Raw genomic sequence first — 21,536 nt, forward strand, 5'->3', positions numbered from 1 at the left:
AGTCATCGCCGCGGGTGATCCGCCGCGATAAATGAAACCAACTGTAAGGTGCCACTATGGGAAGACAGAAAGCAGTGATCAAAGCGCGTCGTGAAGCAAGAAGAGTCGTTCGTAGTGATTCTCGCAGTCACCGTCAGCGCGAAGAAGAATCGGTCACTTCGCTGGTGCAGATGGGTGGGTTGGACTCAATTGGTATGGCGCGTGATTCACGCGATCGTGGCCCGATTGAAGCCAGAAATGAAGCTCAGGCGCACTATCTTAATGCCATAGAAACGAAACAGCTGATATTCGCCACCGGTGAAGCCGGTTGCGGTAAAACCTGGATTAGCGCAGCCAAAGCGGCTGAGGCCCTGATCAATAAGGATATCGAAAGGATTATTGTGACGCGCCCGGTTCTGCAGGCGGATGAAGACCTCGGTTTCCTTCCTGGGGATATTTCCGAGAAGTTCGCCCCGTATTTCCGACCGGTATACGACGTTCTGGTTAAACGTCTCGGCGCTTCTTTTATGCAGTACTGCCTGCGGCCTGAAATTGCCAAGGTAGAGATTGCGCCCTTCGCATATATGCGCGGACGTACGTTTGAAAATGCGGTAGTGATCCTTGATGAGGCACAAAACGTCACTGCGGCACAGATGAAGATGTTCCTGACACGCTTAGGCGAGAACGTGACGGTTATCGTCAACGGAGATATCACCCAGTGTGACTTGCCGTCCCATGTCAAATCCGGTCTTGCTGATGCGCTGGCGCGTTTCGAAGAAGACGAGATGATTGGTGTGGTGCGTTTCGACAAAAACGACTGCGTCCGTTCGGCACTTTGCCAGCGCACGCTGCTGGCTTACGGTTAACCATTGAGTCGTAGTTGATTGAGAGTGTAGCGAAGCAAAACCCGGCGCAAGCCGGGTTTTTTTATTGCTACTTAGCCTGGTTCAATGAATAACTGCTGGTTAGGAAAATCGATCAGAACAAGATGGTGCTGTAAGAAATCGGTGCCTAATAAACCCTCCGCTGCCATTCGCGAGTCAACATCATCTAATAGCACGACATCGATATCTATTTCCCCGGATGTCGCGTTTTTGATATTAATTTGAGTCGCCCGGCAGCCTTCATAATCCAATTCGTCGATGACTTCTTTGCAGGGATAAACGTTCTCTGTTCTATTTAAACGTTTACTCCACAGCATTGAGTGTGATGCACCGGTATCCAGCAGCATATTAAAGGTTTCATTATTCTTCATTGCCTCAATGATAATACCCTCATGGGTTAAGGTTAACGGCAGCGTTAACCATTGCTGACGATCGATATTGAAATCGTCCAGCCGATCAGCAACGGAAAAAAGGCGATGCTGATAATCGATGAGCAGGGCTTTCTGCCGGAATAGCCCCAATCCGATAACCATACTTTCCGGACGTTTGCCGTCAGGCTGCAGCGTCAGCCCCCATGGAACCAGGGAAATCCCTTCAACATTCTCAAAGTTCATACCATTGACGTAAACATGGTGGAACATGAATTTATCATGCAGGAACACTTCGCCAGTCAGATCGGTGGTGCGCACTTTCTCCTTTAGGGGTTTTAACCAGGGCACCTGTCGTATAAATGACTGATCAAAATGGAAAGCAAATGCGGAGCCGGTATCAAGCATGAACTCGCCATCCTGACCATTAATATTCAGTGTTGCAATCGGTACTGCACTCTCATCGAATTTAAACGGAATTTCTATTACCGCTTCAGCTAACGAGGTGAATGTCATGGCGCAGATAAAAATGCCATGATGCATAAATCCCTTCATTTATTGTTTTTCCCTATATTAGTATTAACTTCCCCAGGCGTCTTCAGTGTCGATATTCATAAAAAGCGAAAGGTTTACTCCTCATGCTGCGTTATTTTTTATCCAAAAATGTTTTACGCGCCATTTTGTGATCGAACTCAGGAACATCTTCGGAGAACCGTGCAGTACGTGCATCACGCTCATAGCCCTGAGGTTCACACAGGAGTTGATAAAGCTCCGGGCGACGACCGTGGATCCAGCGGCGTCCGGTAGACATCGCCAGTAACGAGAGATCCAGGTCGGCACTCACCAGCGTATCCCTGAAGGAAGTGGTTTCGTTAACGATGCGGCCATAGGGGTCAATCACCATCGCATTGCCGGTACGGATCTCGCCGTTATCCAGTCCGACGCCATTACTGAACAGGACGAAAAGACCGTTATCGTGCGCACGCGAAGGCAGCCAGCGCATCAACCAGCCTCGACCGCTGTCGCTAGCCAGAGCGATTTCCAGTGCGCTGGGATCGCTTTCTCGGTTTTCCCACAGACTCACCGGAAAGGGTTTCATACCAAAGGGACTGCGTGAATGGGTGCCACCTGTTTGATGCGGGGCAATCAGAATATCGGCTCCCATGAGCGCGGTGATGCGGACGTTATCGGTTAAATTATTGTCCCAGCAAATCAGAATCCCGACTTTCACCCCCCATGGCGTGTCAAACACGGTGAATTCATTTCCCTGGGCGATGCCCGCATGTTCGAAAGCATGGATCTTACGATGTACATGGCGTTGGCCATCCGGCATGCAGACCGCATAGGCATTGTAGAGCAGTCCATTATCATGCTTTTCGATGTAGCCGGCGCCGATCGCCATCTGATGCTTTTCCGCCAGGCTCGCGATACGCGCCAGTGACGGGCTGTTTTCCGTGCGCTCGGCCAGGGCTTCGACCTCTGTAATGGGCAGATCCGGCACATGCCAGTAACCCGTGATGCACATTTCAGGAAAGGCTAATATTTTGACTTCTTCTTGTGCGGCCTGCGCGATAAAGCGCTCCATCACGGAAAGATTGTAAGCTTTGTCGCTGGCGCGATGGCAAAACTGCACGGTGGCAACGCGAAGTGAATGTTCCATGGTGATTCTCCAAAAGGAACCAGGTCGCTATTTCACCAGAGGGAAAACCACCGTGTATAATCACAACTTCTCCCACTTTGATAACCGATTGGAATGGATATTAAACTGTTACGCGCCTTTGTGACGCTGGCGCAAGAAGGCACCTACCACTCGGCGGCCAATAAGCTCTGCATCACCCAGCCCGCACTCTCGAAACAGATCCAGACACTGGAGCACCTTTCTGGTGTGACGTTATTTCATCGCGGACGGCATGGTGCGCGGTTAACGGTGGCGGGAGATCAATTGTTAGCGGCTGCCAGCGAGGCAGTGGAGCGCTATGCGGATTTTTTCGCTGACGTGACGGCGATCCAAAGAGGGGATTCAGGAAAACTCACTCTGGGTTTTGGCATCTCTTCTTATCTTTTTGCTGCCAAACGTGTCGCTGCCTTTCGCGTTCGTTATCCCGGCGTACAGGTCTCGCTCAACGATATGCCTTCGGCGGTTCAGACCCAATGGCTTGCTGAAGGACGACTGCAGGTGGGATTTGTGCGCTTACCCGTGCCTGAACCACTGCAAAGTCACAGTCTGGATACGGAACAATTAGTGCTGGCGGTAGCCGCTGATCAATTATCGAGTCACTTAGAAACAACACAGGTTATTGAAAATCATCAACTCTTACAGTTGGCACCTCAGCGGGGCGAAGGGCTCACTACGCAGGCCGATCAATTCCTGACCGCAAGAAACCTCACGCCGCGCACGGTGTCGGCTGCTGATGATATTCAGACGTTACTGGCGCTGGTGGCCGCTGGTGATGGTGTGGCGTTACTGCCGGCGAGTGTGAAACACATCCTGCCTGTAGGCGTCACACTATTGCTTCTGGAAGGCGAGCATACCCAATGGCACACCGGTTTGGCGTGGAATGGTCATATTAAGGACCCGCTAAGAGACAAGTTTTTAGCGATGGTAATGGAAGATGGCCAGATAAATTAACGATGTGGCTGAATTGAAGACAAAAAAAAGCCTGAACTTTCGTTCAGGCTCTTCTTCAAAATGATGGCGGTGAGAGGGGGATTCGAACCCCCGATACGTTGCCGTATACACACTTTCCAGGCGTGCTCCTTCAGCCACTCGGACATCTCACCACATTTTTTCTGCCAACCGCACTGGGTCAACGGGGCGCTACTATAGGGAGTTACCTGAATACGGTCAAGCCCTATTTTCTCCTTTTGTTCTATCCGCTTAAGCTCTGTGCAGCTTGCTGCATCTCTCGCCGAACAGCGTGTTCTGTCATCAAATTATTCCTTCTCTGCCACAAAAGTGTCACCAGACTGTCGCAGACTTGTCTGCGGAAACATTTGGTTATATTTACTGATAAGGATGCTTATAAATGAAACACATACCTCTTTTCACGGTTTCTCTGCTGGCTTCACTCATCGCGACGTCAGCAGTGGCAGACACAACAACGTATAGCCGCGCCGCCACCGGTGATATCACCGAACACGGTGGCGCGCGCCGCCTCAGCAGCGACCAGACGGAAGCGCTGAAAGCCTCACTCGTTAATACCACGGCCAAAAACGTCATCTTATTGATCGGCGATGGCATGGGTGACTCGGAAATCACCGCCGCACGAAATCAGGCGATGGGCGCGGGTGGTTTCTTCCCAGGCATTGATGCGCTGCCGTTAACCGGTCAGTACACCCACTACTCGTTAGACAAGAAAACTCACAAACCGAATTACGTGACCGATTCGGCTGCCTCCGCGACCGCCTGGGCGACGGGCACCAAATCTTATAACGGCGCCATCGGCGTAGACGTTAATGGCAAGGATCAGGTCACCATTCTGGAGTTGGCGAAAGCCGCTGGGAAAGCCACCGGTAACGTCTCGACTGCAGAATTGCAGGATGCCACGCCCGCCGCTTTAATGGCGCATGTCACGTCGCGTAAATGTTATGGCCCGGAGAAAACCAGCGAGCTGTGTCCCACCAATGCGCTGGAGCAGGGCGGTAAAGGGTCCATCAGCGAGCAGATGCTGAAAACCCGTCCAGATGTCACCCTTGGCGGCGGGGCGAAATCGTTCTCTGAAAGCGCCAAAGCGGGTGAATATCAGGGTAAAACCCTGCGCGAGCAGGCTCAGGCACTGGGCTTCCAGCTGGTCGATAACCTTGATGGCATGAATGCAATTAAACAGGCCGATCAGACGAAGCCGGTGCTCGGGCTGTTCTCTGACGGCAATATGCCGGTTCGCTGGCAGGGACCGAAAGCCAGCTATCACGGCAATATCGATAAACCGGTGGTGACCTGTGAAGTCAATAAAGATCGCCCGGCATCAACACCAACATTGGCGCAGATGACCAAAAAGGCGATTGATCTGCTGAGCACCAATGAGAAAGGCTTCTTCCTGCAGGTAGAAGGGGCTTCAATAGATAAACAGGATCACGCGGCGAACCCGTGCGGCCAGATTGGCGAAACGGTGGATCTGGATGAGGCCGTGCAGCAGGCGCTGGCTTTTGCACGTGAACACGGTGACACGCTGGTGGTAGTGACGGCAGACCATGCGCATAGCAGCCAGATTATTGAAAATGGCAGCAAAGCCCCAGGCCTGACCCAGGCGGTGAACACCAAAGATGGTGCGGTCATGACCATCAGTTATGGTAACTCTGAAGAGGATTCTCAGGGGCATACCGGCACACAGTTGCGCATCGCGGCCTATGGTCCTTATGCGGCTAACGTGGTGGGCCTGACCGATCAGACGGACTTGTTCTTTACGCTGAAGGATGCGATGGGCATTAAGTAACCACGCCCGGCAGCAACGAGAATCCCCGCATCAGCGGGGATTTTTTTGGCTGCAGATTGGTGCGAATTACAATCCGCGCTGCGCCATTAAGCGCGCTAAATCCACCAGACGATTTGAGAAGCCCCACTCGTTATCGTACCAGGCGAGGATTTTGACCAGGTTGCCACCAATCACCAGGGTAGAGAGCCCATCAATGATCGATGAACGTGTATCGCCCTGATAATCGCTGGAGACCAGTGGCTCATCGCTGTATCCCAGAATGCCTTTTAATGGACCTTCAGCGGCGGCGGCCTTAAATGCATTGTTCACTTCTTCTGCCGTCACATCACGCTTCAGCCTCACGGTGAGATCCACAATCGACACCACTGGCACCGGCACGCGCAGTGAATACCCCGTCAGACGGCCATCCAGTTCCGGGATGACACGGCCCAGCGCTTTAGCCGCACCGCTGGAGTAAGGCACGATTGACAGCGCCGCCGCGCGCGCGCCGCGCAGATCTTTCTCCGGCTGATCGTGCAGCACCTGGCTATTGGTATAAGCATGAGTGGTATTCATCAGACCATGCTCAATACCAAATGCCTGATGCAATACTTGCGCGGCTGGCGCGAGGCCGTTGGTCGTGCAACTGCCGTTACTCACCACGAAATGCTGCTGGGGATCGTAGCGCTGATCGTTCACGCCCAGCACAATCGTCAAATCATCGTTTTTACCAGGAGCGGAGATAATCACTCTTTTTGCGCCGCCGTGCGTGATATGCACTGCCGCTTTCTCGCGCTCGGTGAAGAAGCCGGTGGCTTCAATCACAATATCAACACCCACGTCACGCCAGCGGATATTGGCCGGGTCGCGTTCGCTGAACACCCGCACCGGCTTACCATCGATGCGCAGCTCACCTTCACCGGCCTCAACTTCTGCAGGAAGTCTGCCTAACAATGAGTCGTGTTTAAGCAGATGCGCCAGCGTTTTGCTGTCGGTGAGATCGTTAATCGCCACAATCTCAATATCGTTGCTGCCGAGTGCGGCGCGGAACACGTTACGTCCGATACGGCCAAAGCCGTTAATGCCAATCTTAATCATCATTGACTCCTTATCCGAAGTGGTTGCAGTCAATGTAGGACGATGCGTGATTGGCGTAAACGACAAAAAAGGATCACTTTACGCCATTTTACGGCAGTGAAAGCGTTGGCGATATTCACCCGGAGTGAGATGCAGCTGGCGCTCAAAACTGCGGCGCAAATTGATGCTGCTGCCAAACCCGGTGTCGAGGGCGATGCGTTCCAGCGTCGCGCGGCTCTGTTCCAACAGTTCTCGTGCCGCGGCCAGTCGCGCTTCTGCGACATAGCGCGCCGGTGACGCACCGGTTTCACGGGTGAATACGCGGGTGAAATTGCGTGGACTCATGGCGACACGTTCGGCCAATTTCTCAACCGACAGATCTTTCGCCAGGTTGGCGCGTATCCAGCTTTGCAGATCGTGGATCGGGCCGGTGCTGGTTTGTTGTAGCTGGTAGCGGCTGAACTGCATCTGTCCGCCGGGGCGACGCAAATACATCACCATATCCTGAGCGATATCGCGTGCCACGCTGAAACCAAAATCCTCTTCAACCAGCGCCAGCGTGAGATCAAAGCCGGAGCTGACGCCGCCGGACGTCCAGATAGGACCATCCTGAATATACAGCGGACCCCCTTCCACCTGAACACGGGGGAAGCGGGTTTGCAGGGTTTCCAGCAGGCGCCAGTGTGACGTGGCGCGGCGTCCATCCAGCAAACCGGCTTCAGCGAGCAGCATCGCGCCACCACAAATTGACACCACACGCCGAGCCTGCGGAGCCGCCAGCCTGATGAAATCCACCACCATATTGCCCTCTTCAACGCTGTCACCGCGTCCGGTAATCATGATGGTGTCCCAGGCGGCGCGGGGATCTAATTCGGCCAGCTTCAGGTCAGCCAGCAGGTTGAGGCCCGACTGACCATGGATCACCTGATGCGGCTGCGTGGTGGCGATACTGACGCGATAACGTGGCTGATCAACGCCAACGGGCAGGTGCAGGTTGGCGTGCATCAGGATGTCGGCAATACCGGCGGCTTCAAATAACATGCCGCCATCGGGGACGATAACGAGAAAGTGCTTCATGGCGTAAAATGCTCATCGTGGCAAAATAAGCCAGATTATCGCACGGCGCCGTTATTTTTGCTGGTAATACGGTCCCTGGGTGATCGAATTACGCAGCACCAGTCGGCCCGGCATCAGTGGCTGCGCCGTCACGCTTTCGCCATCCAGCATTTTAGACAGTTGCGTTAATGCGCTCGACACCATCTCAGCAACCGGAACATGCACCGTGGTTAACGCCGGCAGGAGATAGGGCGCAACCGGGATATCATCAAAGCCCAGCAAGGAGACGTCATGCGGGATGCGCAAACCCGCGTTGTGCAAGGCGCAGGCGGCGCCAATTGCCATATCATCATTGCTGGCGACAATCGCGGAAAATCTGACTTTACGACGTAACAGTGCTTCAACCGCCAGTTGCCCACTGGCGCTGGTCCAGCAGCCGTCCAGCATCAGGTTTTCGTCGTATTCAATGCCATTGTCCATCAACGATGAAATATAGCCTTTCAGACGACTTAATCCGGTGTGAGAGCTACCCATCCCTTTGATGAAAGCGATCTCGCGGTGGCCCTGAGCAATTAAATGATTCACCGCGTTGAGGGTGTCATTTTCGTGGTCAGCACACACCGAATATTGCGGATGCTGCTTCAAACGGCGGTTTAACACGATTAACGGCTTACTCATTCCAGGAATAAGTGCATCAATATCTTCCACGCTTAAATAGCGCGGATAGATGATCACGGCATCGCAATAGCTATCGATTAAAAAGTTTATGGTCTCGCGCTCTTGCTGCGCATTGTGTTTACCATCGCCCAGCACCAGTTGTGAACCGAGTTTTTCCGTCATGGTCGCGGCCTGGAATAACAGCTCGGTAAAAAAGGGACCATTGTAAAGTGTGTTGGGCACCATCAGACCAATACTGTGCGAACGGTTGGTCGCAAGACTTCGTGCCAGCAGATTAGGACGGTAATCCATCTCATCTATGGCCAGCATCACCCGATCCCGCACCGTTTTAGACACATAAGCATGGCCAGCCAGCACCCGTGACACCGTGGCTTTTGACACACCTGCGCGTTTTGCGACATCAAGCATTGTCGTCATTTATCTTCCTTCTCAGCGTTCTCGCGCATTGTAGCGCAAAAGCTCAATCTGAAAACCGCAGAGTGAGGCTCTTCTAACCGATAACGTTTTTTCTCATTATCATCCGATTTCATCACATATTTAAAAGGCTAACATAAAAATAATATGAAACCGGTCTCAGATTAATCATATTTTCACTCTTTAAATAAGGTTTGACGGTTTGAGTTATGGATCACAAAAAGAACAAATTGAATCTGTAACCGGTTGCAGAAACGATTCTCGGCGCGTAATTATTTAAAAAAAAATGGAGGGTGTCATGGTGAAAATTCTATTGTGTTGTTCCGCAGGTATGTCAACCAGCATGGTCGTACAAAGAATGCAGAAAGCCGCTACGCAGCTGGGTTTAGAAGCCAAAATTGATGCCGTTGGCATGGAAGAGTTCAGTGAAAAAATCGCCGAGTATGACTGTTGTCTGCTAGGCCCACAGATCAAATATAAGCTGGCAGATTTCGAACGTCAGGCGCAGGAGTATCACAAACCGGTCACCGTCATTAATACCATGGATTACGGCATGTTAAATGGCGAAAAGATCCTGAAGTCGGCGCTCGCCCTGATTGATGCTAATAAGGGGGCATGATGAGTACACTGGCTGACTCCTTATTTGGTGTGATTGAAAACCGCATCAGTCCGATTGCTGCGCGACTCTCATCGCAACGGCATGTGGTGGCGATCAAGGACGGATTTATTGCCTCAATGCCGTTCCTGATTGTCGGCTCATTCATGCTGCTGTTCTCACATCCTCCTTTCAGTCAGGACAGCCAATGGGGCTTCGCCCAGTGGTGGCTGGGCATGGTGAAGCAGTACAACGACCAGCTGATGATGCCCTACAACATGACGATGGGCATCATGGCGGTGTTCATCACCGGCGCGATTGCCTATAATCTGGCGCAAAGCTACAAACTGAATGGCCTGATGGCGGCGCTGCTGTCGCTGATGACTTTTTTGGTGGTGGCTGCACCGGAAAAGAACGGCGCATTGTCCGTCGCTTCGCTGGGTGGGGAAGGGATATTCACCGCCATCCTGATCAGCCTGTACTGCACGGAAGTGATGCACTGGCTGGTGAAGTACAACGTTGGTTTCAAACTGCCGGAACAGGTGCCGCCGAAGATTCGTCAGTCCTTTGACCTGCTGATCCCCATCATGGTGATTTTCCTGACGCTCTACCCGCTGAACCTGTTTATGGAGAGCCACTTTGGTCTGTTGATTCCTCAGGCCATCATGTCAGTGTTTGCGCCAATTATCTCAGCAGCCGATTCACTGCCTGCGGTGCTTATCGCCGTATTGCTATGTCATTTGCTGTGGTTCGCCGGCATTCACGGCGCGGCGATTGTCGGCGGCATCCTGCAGGCATTCTGGCTGAGCAATCTGGGGCTGAACCAGGAAGCGTTAAATGCCGGGCAAGAGATCCCTAAAATCTTTATCGAGCCATTCTGGCAGTTCTTCATCACCGTAGGCGGATCGGGTGCCACCATGGGCCTGGTGATTCTCTATCTGCGCAGCCGCTCCGCGCATCTGCGCGCCATCGGCCGCCTCGGCTTTGTACCCGGTATGTTTAACATCAATGAGCCGATTATTTTCGGTTCACCGGTGGTGATGAATCCGCTGCTGTTTATTCCCTTTATCACCACGCCGTTGATCAACGCGGTTATCGCCTGGACCGCCACCCGTACCAACCTGATCAACCACGTCATTTCACTGGCACCCTGGACCACGCCGGGACCGATTGGTGCCGCCTGGTCAACCGGCTGGGACTGGCGCGCAGTGGTGTTAGTCGCGTTCCTGATTTGTTTATCCACGCTGATTTATTACCCGTTCTTCAAAATGTATGAACGCCAACTGCTTGCGCAGGAAGAAGAGATGGCGCAGGAACAACTGGCTGAGGAGATGAAGTAATGCAAGAGATGCAGGAAATGGAAAGCACGGTGATGGAGCTGATCATTCATGCAGGGGAAGCCCGTTCATCATCGATGCAGGCACTGCAAGCGGCCCGAAAACACAACTGGCAGGAAGCCGATGCGTTGCTGGCAAGTGCACGAGATGCCGCGCGCGAAGCCCACAAAATTCAAACCGCGTTAATCGGTGCGGATGAAGGCTGCGGCAAAATTCCGGTCAACCTGATTATGGTGCATGCGCAGGATCATCTGATGAACGCTATGTTGTGTCGCGATTTAGTTGAAGAGCTGATCTATCTGCATCGTCAGGTGCAGGAGTTATCAAAAACCCACTTGCAGTAAGACGCAGTTAATCACATGAAAGGATGGATTATGTCTCAGTTACCGGCTGATTTTTTATGGGGCGGCGCCGTTGCCGCGCATCAGGTTGAAGGTGGATGGAACGAAGGCGGTAAAGGGCCGAGCATCGTCGATGTGTTGACGGGCGGAGCGCATGGCGTTGAACGTGAAATTACCGATGGCATTGTCGAGGGGAAACACTACCCCAATCATCAGGCCACCGATTTTTATCATCACTACAAAGACGATATCGCGTTGTTTGCCGAGATGGGTTTTAAGTGTTTCCGTACCTCGATTGCCTGGACACGCATCTTCCCGAAAGGCGATGAGCAACAACCTAACGAAGCGGGCCTGCAGTTCTACGACGACATGTTTGATGAGCTGCTCAAATATGGCATCGAACCGGTGATTACGCTGTCGCACTTCGAGATGCCATTGCATCTGGTGCAGCAGTATGGCGGCTGGCTGAATCGTGAATTGATCGATCTCTTTGTGCGCTATAGCGAAGTGGTGATGAAGCGCTACAAAGGCAAAGTGAAATACTGGATGACCTTTAACGAGATCAACAACCAGCGTAACTGGCGCCGACCGCTGTTCGGCTACAGCAACTCAGGCGTGATTTTCACCGATCATGAAAATCCGGAAGAGGTGATGTATCAGGTACTGCATCATCAGTTTGTGGCCAGTGCCAAAGTGGTGAAGCTGGGGCATCAAATCAATCCTGAATTCAAGATCGGTTGCATGCTGGCGATGGTGCCGCTGTATCCGTGGTCATGCCATCCTGATGACGTAATGTATGCGCAAAAGTCGATGCAGGAACGTTATCTGTTTGGCGATGTGCACATGCGTGGTGCCTATCCTTCCTACATTTTGAAAGAGTGGGAACTGCGCGGATTCCACATTGAGATGGCGCCGGAAGATGCACAAACGCTGCGAGAAGGCTGCACCGACTATCTCGGCTTTAGCTATTACATGAGTAACGCCGTGGAGTATGCCAGCGCGACCCGCATGGACAGCGCACTCGAAGCATTCCCCGGCAGCCGAAAAAATCCGCATGTGCAGGCGTCAGATTGGGGATGGCAGATTGATCCCGTTGGCCTGCGCTACACACTAAATGCGCTGTATGAGCGTTATCAGAAGCCGCTGTTTATTGTGGAAAATGGGTTTGGCGCCGTCGATCAACGTGAGGCCAACGGCGAGGTCAATGATGACTATCGTATTGCCTACCTGCGTGAACACATCGAGCAAATGAAAAAAGCCGTACTGGAAGATGGCGTGGATTTAATGGGCTTCACGCCCTGGGGCTGTCTCGACTGTGTCTCTTTTGGCACCGGCCAATACAGCAAACGCTACGGCTTTATCTACGTAAACCGTAATGACGATCAAACCGGCGATTTTTCGCGCTCGAAGAAAAAGAGTTTTGCCTGGTATAAAAAGGTCATCGCCTCGCAGGGTGAAGCGCTTTAATTGCAATGCCCGGGCAGGAAACCCGGATTAATCAGAGTTGTCCTCTCTTCGGCAATGAATATCCTTTCCAGCCTGCGCAGGCAGGCTGAATAAATAACATGAACCCGAACCAGGAAAAAATATCATCCATGCGGTGAGGCCTGATGCTGCCTGAAACGGCGCTTCTGCTAACCTGATTGCAACCAAACGGAGTTATATCCTATGCCAAATAAGATCAAGATTGTCACTATCGGTGGGGGTTCCAGCTATACGCCTGAGTTGATTGAAGGGCTTATCCTGCGTCAGGAGCAGTTGCCGATTGCCGAGTTGTGGCTGGTCGATATTGAGGACGGCGCAGAGAAGATGGAAATCGTTGGCAGTATGGCAAAACGCATGATCGCGGCTGCCAAACTCGACTGGCAGGTGCATCTTTCTCTCGATCGCAAGGAAGCGTTAAAGGATGCGAATTACGTGACCACCCAGTTCCGCGTGGGGTTGCTGGATGCACGCTTAAAAGACGAAGTGATTCCATTAGCCAATGGTTTACTGGGCCAGGAAACTAACGGCCCGGGCGGGATATTTAAAGCGTTTCGCACGGTGCCGGTGATTCTCGATATTATCGAGGATATGCGTCAATTGTGCCCAAACGCCTGGCTGGTGGATTTCACTAATCCGGCAGGTATGGTCACCGAAGCGGCGATTAAATATGGCAAGTGGGAAAAAACCGTTGGCCTGTGCAATGTGCCGTTCGGCCATATCACTCAGGCATGCAGCGTGCTCGGTGCGGAAGAGAACGATCTCTATTTCAAATTTGCCGGGCTTAACCATTTCCACTGGCATCGCGTCTGGGATCAGCAGGGCAATGAACGCACCGCAGAACTGATTGATAAAATCTATTCCCCAGACCAGCAGGAAACAAGCGATGAAGGACTGAAAAATATTCATCAGATTCCGTTTAACTACGATCAGGTAAAACATCTCGGCCTGCTGCCCTGTGGTTATCACCGCTATTACTATTTGCAGGAACCGATGCTCGCTCATGCCATCGAAGAGTTCGAACAGTATGAAACCCGCGCTGAAGTGGTGAAGAAAACCGAAGCGCGGCTGTTCGAGTTATATAAAGACGTCAATCTTAACTACAAGCCTGAAGAGTTAAGTCAGCGGGGCGGGGCGCATTACAGCGATGCGGCTTGCGATCTCATTGCATCAATTCAAAATAACAGTGGAAAATTAATGGTGGTCTCAACGCGCAATAATGGCGCGATTGCCGATTTACCGTTTGATTGCGTGGTGGAGGTCACTGCCGCCATCACTTCTCATGGCGCAGAACCGCTGCGTTGGGGAGCGTTACCGCCTGCGGCGCGCGGCATGATTCAGTTAATGAAAGCCATGGAGGAAACAGTGATTGAAGCCGCCGTTACTGGAGATTACGGTGCGGCATTACACGCTTTCACCATTAATCCGCTGATTCCGGCGGGCGACACGGCGATCAAAGTGCTGGATCAATTGTTGTATGCCCATAAAGGCTATTTGCCGAAGTTTGCCAGCAAAATTGCGGAGATTGAGCAGACCAAACCGGAGATCGTTACCTTCGTCGATCAGTTACTGGCCGACAGGCAAGCGCACGCGCATAGGGCGTGATGAGGTTTTATCAGGATCGAATGAGGCAGGAAGGAGACTGTAGACGGTGCCCGTTTGAACATCGCTGGGCACCGAGAAAAGCACTCACCGTCTTGTTGGGCGGTGAGTGGATCAGCATTACGCGGTGAGTTCGTTACGTACGATAGCAGCACCTGCGCTCAAGGCTTCCAGCTTACCTCTGGCAACACGGCGCGACAGTGGCGTCATACCGCAGTTAGTAGAAGGATAAAGCTTATCGGCGTCGACAAACTGCAGTGCTTTACGCAAGGTATCAGCCACTTCTTCCGCAGTTTCAATAGTGTTGGTCGCCACATCAATGGCACCGACCATCACTTTTTTGCCACGGATCAGCTCAATCAGATCCATTGGCACGCGCGAATTCTGCGCCTCCAGTGAAATGATATCGATAGAAGACTTTTGCAGTTTAGGGAACACTTCTTCGTACTGACGCCACTCAGTGCCGAGGGTCTTTTTCCAGTCGGTGTTCGCTTTAATGCCGTAGCCATAGCAAATGTGCACGGCGGTTTCGCACTTCAGACCTTCAACGGCTCTTTCCAGTGCGGCAATGCCCCAGTCATTCACTTCATCGAAGAACACATTAAATGCGGGTTCATCAAACTGAATAATATCAACACCGGCTGCTTCTAACTCTTTGGCTTCCTGGTTAAGAATTTTGGCAAATTCCCAGGCGAGTTTTTCACGGCTTTTGTAGTGACCATCATAAAGCGTATCGATCATGGTCATTGGGCCTGGCAGAGCCCACTTGATCTGTTGTTTGGTTTGCTGGCGCAGGAATTTAGCATCTTCAACAAACACCGGCTTTTTACGTACTACTTCACCGATCACGCTCGGCACGCTGGCGTCATAGCGATTGCGAATTTTCACAATCTCACGCTTTTCAAAATCAACGCCGCTGAGATGCTCAATAAAGGTGGTGACGAAATGCTGGCGCGTTTGCTCGCCATCACTGACGATATCAATACCCGCCAATTGCTGATCCTGCAGGGATAACAGCAGGGCATCTCTTTTGCCCTCGGCTAATTCATCACCCTGCAATTTCCATGGCGACCACAGCGTTTCAGGTTGAGCAAGCCAGGCCGGTTTCGGTAAGCTTCCTGCCGTTGAAGTAGGTAATAACAATTTCATAATCAATAACCTTTTATTTTGGCTTAATCAAAGAACGTAATGTGCAGACCACTGCTCAAGAATGTCTTGATAGGGTTTGATGAAGTGCTCTTCCGTATACTTCCCCTGCTCAATTGCCAACCGGCTGCGTTCTTCTCGATCGTAAACAATGCGCGTTAATGAATGGTCGCCATGTGTCAGGCTTGGCTGATAGCACTGGCCTGCGGCAGAGTTGGCATTGTAAATTTCCGGGCGGTAAATCTTCTGGAACGTCTCCATAGTGCTGATGGTGCCGATCAGTTCCAGATCCGTGTAATCATTCAGCAAGTCACCGGTGAAATAGAAAGCTAATGGCGCGACGCTGTTTTCAGGCATGAAGTAGCGCGCCTGCAATCCCATTTTGCCGAAGTAATGGTCGGTGAGAGACAGCTCATCTTGCTGATATTCAAAGCCCAATACCGGATGCTGATAGTCAGTGCGGTGATAGGTGTTCTTGCTGGATACGCTCAGGCAGATCACTGGCTTTTTATTAAAGCGTTCCTGATAAGCCGCCGAGTTGACGAAGCTTTTAAAGATATTGCCGTGCAGATCACCGAAACCTTCCGGCAGGCTGAAACCAGAGTTATTGTTATTGGCCGCCAGCAGACGCACGCTAAAATCGTAATCACGCACGTAAGACGAGAAGTTATTGCCTACGATGCCATCGGTACGCTGCTGAGTTTTGCGATCAACAATATTGGTTTTCAGGATTTCGATCACCGGGAAGGTTTTGCCATTGCCTTCAATATCAATTTCCGCAGAAATGATTTCCAGCTCAACGGCATAACGATCGCCTTTTGGGTTGTCCGCGTGCGCCAGAGAGTTGAAACGGTTGTTCATCATCATTAAGGCATTGCGCAAATTCTGCTGGCGATGGGTTCCACGTGCCAGGTTAGCAAAGTTCGTGGTGATGCGCGTATTTTCAGATGGATTGTAGTTCTCATCGAAAACGCTGCTCTTAATTGAAAATGCAAAATCGTTGCTCATGATGCTCGGGTATCCTGATTTCAGCTGCAAAACCTTTCCGGCTTTAGGCGGGTAGACCTGATACTTCGGCCTATCACCTGCGGTAGATTTCACATTGTCTTAAGTCAATAACAATGCGAATTTTATGCCAGAGTCACTCAGTGATTGAAAGTGATTAAACTTCAAACCTGCATGAGCCAATTTCATGATCGGGTTCACACTCTGAAGCAGGGTGGTCAGAAGGGGGATTTTTTGCGGAAAAGCGAGCGGTGAAGATGGGCCAGACCAGCGACAAAAGTGAAGTGATGGTCAACACGCCCGGAGGCGACGCGGAAGAATTTACCTAATGGGAAATAAAAAATCCACGCCAGGCGTGGATTTTTTTGGCTGAATTTAATTCAACAGGGTCAAATCATCGACTTGAAGATTAGACGTTGAACAGGAAGTTCATCACGTCGCCATCTTTCACGATATACTCTTTACCTTCTGAGCGCATCTTGCCGGCTTCTTTCGCGCCTTGCTCACCTTTGTAGGTGACAAAGTCATCAAACGCGATGGTCTGCGCACGGATAAAGCCTTTCTCGAAGTCGGTATGAATTTTACCGGCAGCCTGTGGCGCGGTCGCGCCCACTGGGATGGTCCATGCACGTACTTCTTTCACGCCAGCGGTGAAGTAAGTTTGCAGGTTGAGCAGGGCATAACCTGCACGGATCACGCGGTTCAGACCCGGCTCTTCCAGACCCAATTCCGCCATGAACTCGTCACGCTCTTCGTCATCCAGCTCAGCGATGTCGGATTCAACGGCTGCGCATACCGGCACCACCACTGAACCTTCGGCTTCTGCAATCGCACGCACCTGATCAAGATACGGGTTGTTTTCAAAACCGTCTTCGTTGACGTTGGCGATGTACATGGTGGGCTTCAGGGTCAGGAAGCTCAGGTAGCGAATGGCCGCTTTCTCGTCTGCATCCAGGTTCAGCGCGCGTAACATGCCCGCTTCGGACAGGTGCGGCAGGCACTTCTCTAATGCAGCCAGCTCAGCTTTAGCATCTTTGTCGCCGCCTTTGGCTTTCTTCTGGCAACGCTGAATAGCACGTTCACAAGTGTCGAGATCGGACAGCGCCAGCTCGGTGTTGATGACGTCAATATCTTCCGCCGGATTCACTTTGCCGGAAACGTGAATAATATTGTCGTTCTCGAAGCAGCGCACCACGTGACCGATAGCTTCGGTTTCACGAATGTTGGTCAGGAACTGGTTACCGAGGCCTTCACCTTTGGATGCGCCTTTTACCAGACCGGCGATATCGACGAATTCCATGGTGGTCGGCACAACACGCTGTGGCTTAACGATTTCGCTCAGCTGATCGAGGCGCAGATCGGGCATTGGCACCACACCGGTGTTAGGCTCGATGGTGCAGAACGGAAAGTTGGCTGCTTCGATACCCGCTTTAGTCAGCGCGTTGAACAGGGTGGATTTACCGACGTTCGGCAGGCCCACAATACCGCATTTAAATCCCATGGTCTGATTACCTTTCTCACTGAGTGTACGGCACTGGCTGGCAGCGCCGACAGATTCAAAAAATTTCGCGCATTATACACAGAATTGCCTTCTGCAGCGCGGGAATTGGGCTTAGCCAGCCTTGAACGCATGCAGGCGGTTCATCGCCTTGATTTTGTCTTCTTTCAGCCACAGTTCGGTGCAGCGCACCGCTTCATCCACGGCATCGTCAATCAGTTTTTGCTCGCTGGCAGGCGGTTTGCCTAACACGAAGCCGGTAACCTTATTGCGATCGCCGGGATGACCGATGCCAACCCGCAGGCGATGGAAATTATTGTTATTGCCAAGCTTGCTGATGATGTCTTTGAGACCGTTATGCCCGCCATGACCACCGCCCTGTTTGAATTTGGCGATGCCAGGAGGCAGATCCAGTTCATCGTGTGCCACTAAAATCTCTTCCGGTGCGATGCGATAAAAGGTCGCCATTGCCGCAACCGCTTTGCCACTCAGGTTCATAAAAGTAGTGGGCACCAGCAAACGGACATCTTCACCCGCCAGTGACAGGCGTGCAGTGTAGCCGTAGAATTTCGGCTCCTCTTTCAATGACTGATTGTTCCGGTCGGCCAGCAAATCCACATACCAGGCACCTGCGTTATGGCGCGTTGCGGCGTATTCAGCGCCGGGATTGGCCAGCCCCACAATCAGTTTAATGCTGCTCACGATGTTTATCCTGTCTTGCTGCGGAAAGGGCGATAGTTTACTGCCTGCAAGCGGCGATGACAAAGGGTGCTGAGTACAGATGATACCTCTGCGTGACTTATCAATTTCTATCTAAATCAAGCCTCTGGCCGTAAAGAAATGTCAGAGATTGTGAAGGATGTGTGATCCTGTACGCAACTTAACCGGCAGTCATTGCCTAAACTTATGACAAGTTAACCATACGTGCTGTTTTGCTTTTTCATAAGGATGGAGGTGAATCATGAAACGTCAACAATGCCGCTATTTAGGTAATGGCCTGATGTGTTTAGGTTTACTGACGATGGTATTAGGCGTCGGCTATTCCATTATTAATCAGCTGCCTGCGTTAAACCTGCCGCAATTCCTCGCGCATGGTGCCATGTTCAGCATCTTTGTCGGAGCACTGTTGTGGCTGGTAGGGGCGCGCGTCAGCGGACGTGAGCGTGTCGAAGACCGCTACTTCTGGTTACGCCATTACGGTGACAAACGCTGCCGCCGCAATCATTCTTCACATTAAGAGAGCAGCTTCCTGCACCGGCTGTAACTGCACGAAATAACGTTCGACGCGGTTACGGCCACTGGCTTTTGCACGGTATAACGCTTCGTCCGCCAGGCCGAGTAAAATCGGGAAGGTGTGATCGCGATGGTTAGCGGTAGCATAGCCAATACTCACGGTATAGCAGACGTCGTTGGGCTGCGACAGCTGTGTCGCCAGACGGATACGCTCACACACCCGTTCTGCATCCTCGCTATTGCCCGGCAGAATCGCCGCAAACTCTTCACCGCCCAGACGGGCAAAATGACCTTCTGCGGGCAGCAACGCCTGCACCACCTGACAAAAATCGATTAATACGCGGTCACCTTGCAGATGGCCGTAACGATCGTTAATGCCTTTGAAATGGTCAAGATCAAACAGCACGGCCGAGTAAACCAATGGCTGCGGATTGCGCGTATTGCGTAACACTAATCTATCGGCTTGCTCGAACAGGGCGCGACGATTCCAGACGCTGGTCAGGGGATCGTGAAGCGAGGCCCGTTTGTGAGCTATCTGCGTGCGCTCATTGACCATCGCCAGAATGGTAAATGTCAGGCCAATCACAAACAGAATGGATTCAAGAATCACGTACACCAAAAAGCTGGAACCGGCTATCGCGCCGCGCACCGGGGTGGCGATGGCATCATCCAGGAATATACGCGCCACGTGAAACAGCAGATGGATCCACAGCAACATCTGCGCCGGCCAAAAGGTCACCTGCAGTGCATCGCGCGATTGCCATAACAGGCGAATCAGGGCACCGGTGTAAATAATGCAAAGCAGACATATGACTAAAACGCGTTTAGGTTGGCTGGCGTAAAACTGCGGGAACGCGCAGAGAATGGCCCATAACAATGCAGCCGCTAACCAGCTGAATCCGAGAGGTTTATTGCAGAATGCTCGAAAAGCGTTCAGCAGATTACCATAGGCCAGCATCATCACCACGTTGCCGACAGCGATGGGAAGAAAAACAAATCCAGCACTGCGCAGACTGCTGAGAAACACCGCTGTCAGGGTCAATGTGAGCGCCAGCGTAGTGAACCCCAGCACGCGATCGTACTGCGCACCCACCCAGGCGAACACCAAAATAATGCTCAAAAAACCCAGCACATAGAGCTCGCAAACAAATAGTGTGTAAATGTCGAGAGTCATAGTGGTCGGAGTTCTCAGAAAAAAGTGTGGAGAAAAATACCACTAATCAATGGCCCGCTAAAGTGCAGCATCGCGAGTCGAATGAAAAGAGTGTAAGGCAGGGAGAATAGCGAGTTTTAACGAAATTTATCGCGAAAATATCTGTAGCGAGAGCGGCTTAATCGGTAAATGAAGCGGATTGTTGGGAATAAAAAACCGGGCGCGGGGCCCGGTTTCATGCAATGTATTAATGTTCGAACATTGCGGAGATGGACTCTTCGTTACTGATACGGCGAATCGCTTCGGCCAGCATGCCAGAGAGCGTTAAGGTACGCACGATTGGCAGGGCTTTCATCTCGTCTGACAGCGGAATGGTGTCGCATACGATAACCTGATCGATCACTGACTTACGCAGGTTTTCGACCGCGTTGCCAGAGAAGATGGGGTGAGTCGCATAAGCGAAGACACGTTTCGCGCCGCGCTCTTTCAACGCTTCAGCTGCTTTGCACAGCGTACCGCCGGTGTCGATCATATCGTCGACCAGTACACAGTCACGACCTGCCACGTCACCGATGATGTGCATCACCTGAGAAACGTTCGCACGCGGGCGACGTTTATCGATGATAGCCATATCAGTGTCATTGAGCAGCTTAGCAATAGCACGCGCACGCACGACGCCGCCGATGTCCGGAGAAACCACAATCGGGTTTTCCAGGCCAATCTGCAGCATATCTTCCAGCAGGATTGGGCTACCGAACACGTTATCAACCGGGACATCGAAGAAGCCCTGAATCTGTTCGGCGTGCAGATCAACCGTCAGAACACGGTCAACACCCACGCTGGAGAGGAAATCGGCAACCACTTTGGCGGTGATAGGCACACGAGCAGAACGCACGCGGCGGTCCTGACGGGCATAACCAAAGTAAGGGATAACAGCAGTAATACGACCAGCAGAAGCCCGACGCAACGCGTCGACCATCACAACCAGCTCCATCAGATTATCATTGGTGGGGGCACAGGTGGACTGGATGATGAAAATATCACCACCGCGTACATTTTCGTTGATCTGTACACTTACTTCACCATCACTGAAACGGCCGACAGCGGCGTCTCCGAGGCTAGTGTAAAGGCGGTTGGCAATACGTTGTGCTAGTTCCGGGGTGGCGTTACCAGCAAATAGCTTCATATCAGGCACGAGAAGAACCTCAGGCTTGGCGTCCAGAGAATGAACGTTTCAAAAGTAACCGGCGAATACTTTTGAAGTCGTTCATACGGG

20 protein-coding genes and 1 tRNA gene are annotated in these 21,536 nt (G+C 51.9%); 9 read left to right on the forward strand and 12 right to left on the reverse strand.

From position 1 onward, the window contains the following. Positions 1-56: 56 nt before the first annotated feature. The gene (phoH, locus tag FD737_RS04295) at positions 57-845 is read left to right on the forward strand and encodes a phosphate starvation-inducible protein PhoH (protein WP_034824330.1); all 789 of its coding nucleotides are present in this window, start codon (positions 57-59) and stop codon (positions 843-845) included. Positions 846-916: 71 nt separating this feature from the next. Here phoH and FD737_RS04300 read toward each other — a convergent pair whose 3' ends face one another. Continuing rightward, positions 917-1,786, reverse strand: a complete 870-nt coding sequence (locus FD737_RS04300; protein ID WP_160832799.1) for a hypothetical protein — start codon at positions 1,784-1,786, stop codon at positions 917-919. Between the two features lie 91 nt (positions 1,787-1,877). Then, the gene (locus FD737_RS04305) at positions 1,878-2,891 is read right to left on the reverse strand and encodes a nitrilase family protein (protein ID WP_160832800.1); all 1,014 of its coding nucleotides are present in this window, start codon (positions 2,889-2,891) and stop codon (positions 1,878-1,880) included. A 93-nt stretch (positions 2,892-2,984) separates the two neighbouring features. Between FD737_RS04305 and FD737_RS04310 the strand changes: the two genes are divergently transcribed. After that, positions 2,985-3,860 (forward strand): LysR family transcriptional regulator, encoded by an 876-nt coding sequence (locus FD737_RS04310; protein ID WP_160832801.1) that lies wholly within the window; start codon positions 2,985-2,987, stop codon positions 3,858-3,860. Positions 3,861-3,924: 64 nt separating this feature from the next. Here the strand turns inward: FD737_RS04310 and FD737_RS04315 are convergent. Further along, positions 3,925-4,012, reverse strand: a tRNA-Ser gene (locus FD737_RS04315). Between the two features lie 245 nt (positions 4,013-4,257). On the opposite strand from FD737_RS04315, the gene phoA reads away from it, so the two are divergent. Next, on the forward strand, positions 4,258-5,664 hold the full coding sequence (gene phoA / locus FD737_RS04320) for an alkaline phosphatase (RefSeq protein WP_160832802.1): 1,407 nt from the start codon (positions 4,258-4,260) through the stop codon (positions 5,662-5,664). Positions 5,665-5,730: 66 nt separating this feature from the next. Here phoA and gap read toward each other — a convergent pair whose 3' ends face one another. The 3 genes from gap to FD737_RS04335 form a co-directional block, all read right to left on the reverse strand. Further along, positions 5,731-6,741, reverse strand: a complete 1,011-nt coding sequence (gene gap, locus FD737_RS04325; protein ID WP_160832803.1) for a type I glyceraldehyde-3-phosphate dehydrogenase — start codon at positions 6,739-6,741, stop codon at positions 5,731-5,733. 78 nt (positions 6,742-6,819) lie between these two features. Beyond that, on the reverse strand, positions 6,820-7,797 hold the full coding sequence (locus tag FD737_RS04330; protein WP_097116820.1) for a GlxA family transcriptional regulator: 978 nt from the start codon (positions 7,795-7,797) through the stop codon (positions 6,820-6,822). 51 nt (positions 7,798-7,848) lie between these two features. Next, positions 7,849-8,871, reverse strand: coding sequence for a LacI family DNA-binding transcriptional regulator (locus tag FD737_RS04335; RefSeq protein WP_160832804.1), 1,023 nt, complete (start codon positions 8,869-8,871; stop codon positions 7,849-7,851). A 295-nt stretch (positions 8,872-9,166) separates the two neighbouring features. Between FD737_RS04335 and FD737_RS04340 the strand changes: the two genes are divergently transcribed. The 5 genes from FD737_RS04340 (at position 9,167) to FD737_RS04360 (ending at position 14,228) form a co-directional block, all read left to right on the forward strand. After that, positions 9,167-9,487 carry a PTS sugar transporter subunit IIB gene (locus FD737_RS04340; protein WP_034824314.1) on the forward strand — a complete coding sequence of 107 codons (321 nt, stop codon included), beginning with the start codon at positions 9,167-9,169 and terminating at the stop codon, positions 9,485-9,487. After that, positions 9,487-10,803 (forward strand): PTS sugar transporter subunit IIC, encoded by a 1,317-nt coding sequence (locus tag FD737_RS04345; protein WP_160832805.1) that lies wholly within the window; start codon positions 9,487-9,489, stop codon positions 10,801-10,803. Before FD737_RS04340 ends, FD737_RS04345 begins: the two co-directional genes overlap by 1 nt. An 8-nt stretch (positions 10,804-10,811) precedes the next feature. Further along, a complete protein-coding gene (locus tag FD737_RS04350) occupies positions 10,812-11,144 on the forward strand; it encodes a PTS lactose/cellobiose transporter subunit IIA (RefSeq protein WP_160832839.1) in 333 nt (110 codons plus the stop codon). Positions 11,145-11,174: 30 nt separating this feature from the next. After that, positions 11,175-12,608 (forward strand): 6-phospho-beta-glucosidase, encoded by a 1,434-nt coding sequence (locus FD737_RS04355; RefSeq protein ID WP_097116823.1) that lies wholly within the window; start codon positions 11,175-11,177, stop codon positions 12,606-12,608. A gap of 201 nt (positions 12,609-12,809) precedes the next feature. Continuing rightward, positions 12,810-14,228: a 6-phospho-beta-glucosidase gene (locus FD737_RS04360; protein WP_097116824.1), complete on the forward strand. Its 1,419-nt coding sequence runs from the start codon at positions 12,810-12,812 to the stop codon at positions 14,226-14,228. A gap of 117 nt (positions 14,229-14,345) precedes the next feature. Here FD737_RS04360 and FD737_RS04365 read toward each other — a convergent pair whose 3' ends face one another. The 4 genes from FD737_RS04365 to pth form a co-directional block, all read right to left on the reverse strand. Next, a complete protein-coding gene (locus tag FD737_RS04365) occupies positions 14,346-15,374 on the reverse strand; it encodes a methionine synthase (RefSeq protein WP_097116825.1) in 1,029 nt (342 codons plus the stop codon). Between the two features lie 27 nt (positions 15,375-15,401). Further along, positions 15,402-16,379, reverse strand: a complete 978-nt coding sequence (locus FD737_RS04370; protein WP_058960220.1) for a DUF1852 domain-containing protein — start codon at positions 16,377-16,379, stop codon at positions 15,402-15,404. Between the two features lie 406 nt (positions 16,380-16,785). After that, positions 16,786-17,877 (reverse strand): redox-regulated ATPase YchF, encoded by a 1,092-nt coding sequence (gene ychF, locus FD737_RS04375; protein WP_097116826.1) that lies wholly within the window; start codon positions 17,875-17,877, stop codon positions 16,786-16,788. A 111-nt stretch (positions 17,878-17,988) separates the two neighbouring features. Further along, positions 17,989-18,576, reverse strand: a complete 588-nt coding sequence (gene pth, locus FD737_RS04380; protein WP_034824288.1) for an aminoacyl-tRNA hydrolase — start codon at positions 18,574-18,576, stop codon at positions 17,989-17,991. A 259-nt stretch (positions 18,577-18,835) separates the two neighbouring features. Here pth and ychH point away from each other — a divergent pair, with 259 nt between their 5' ends. Continuing rightward, on the forward strand, positions 18,836-19,111 hold the full coding sequence (ychH, locus tag FD737_RS04385) for a stress-induced protein YchH (protein ID WP_034824286.1): 276 nt from the start codon (positions 18,836-18,838) through the stop codon (positions 19,109-19,111). Here the strand turns inward: ychH and FD737_RS04390 are convergent. Both FD737_RS04390 and prs read right to left on the reverse strand, forming a co-directional pair. Next, positions 19,103-20,281 carry a GGDEF domain-containing protein gene (locus tag FD737_RS04390; RefSeq protein ID WP_160832806.1) on the reverse strand — a complete coding sequence of 393 codons (1,179 nt, stop codon included), beginning with the start codon at positions 20,279-20,281 and terminating at the stop codon, positions 19,103-19,105. The genes ychH and FD737_RS04390 overlap by 9 nt on opposite strands. A gap of 226 nt (positions 20,282-20,507) precedes the next feature. After that, on the reverse strand, positions 20,508-21,455 hold the full coding sequence (gene prs / locus FD737_RS04395; RefSeq protein WP_034824282.1) for a ribose-phosphate diphosphokinase: 948 nt from the start codon (positions 21,453-21,455) through the stop codon (positions 20,508-20,510). Positions 21,456-21,536: the final 81 nt, after the last annotated feature.

Origin of the sequence: Pantoea sp. Seng (genome assembly GCF_009829935.1) — a bacterium.
Classification (GTDB): domain Bacteria; phylum Pseudomonadota; class Gammaproteobacteria; order Enterobacterales; family Enterobacteriaceae; genus Pantoea; species Pantoea communis.